This window comes from Clostridioides sp. ZZV14-6153 (assembly GCF_020657855.1).
Classification (GTDB): Bacteria; Bacillota; Clostridia; order Peptostreptococcales; family Peptostreptococcaceae; genus Clostridioides.
The window spans coordinates 1-395 of record NZ_JAGWCZ010000078.1 but is presented as its reverse complement, the minus strand read 5'-3'; the positions used below and the strand labels follow the sequence as shown (position 1 = coordinate 395).

1 tRNA gene and 1 rRNA gene are annotated in these 395 nt (G+C 35.4%); both read left to right on the top strand.

Annotation, left to right across the window (positions count from 1 at the left end):
* The first annotated feature begins 199 nt into the window (after positions 1-199).
* Positions 200-316 (top strand): 5S ribosomal RNA (gene rrf / locus KGF46_RS19810).
* Positions 317-322: 6 nt separating this feature from the next.
* Positions 323-394, top strand: a tRNA-Asn gene (locus tag KGF46_RS19805).
* Position 395 lies beyond the last annotated feature (1 nt).

The window sequence follows — 395 nt, the reverse complement described above, 5'->3', positions numbered from 1 at the left end:
CGAGGACTTGACCAATATTTATTTGATGTTCATTAATTAAAATATATATGCAGTTTTTAGAGTGTTAACTCTATGTAAAGTACTAACTTCAATTAATGGAAGATATTTAATAAAAAACTATTATTATTTAGTACTTTAAAAGTATTGACATTTAAAAATAAAGATGTTAATATAATATTTGTCTTATAAATAGGCAATATGTGGTTATAATAGCAAAGAGGATACACCTGTTCCCATTCCGAACACAGAAGTTAAGCTCTTTAGCGCTAATGGTACTTGGTGGGAAACTGCCTGGGAGAGTAGGACATAGCCACGTAAATGTTCCAAGGTAGCTCAACGGTGGAGCAACCGGCTGTTAACCGGTAGGCTGTGGGTTCGAGCCCCACCCTTGGAGC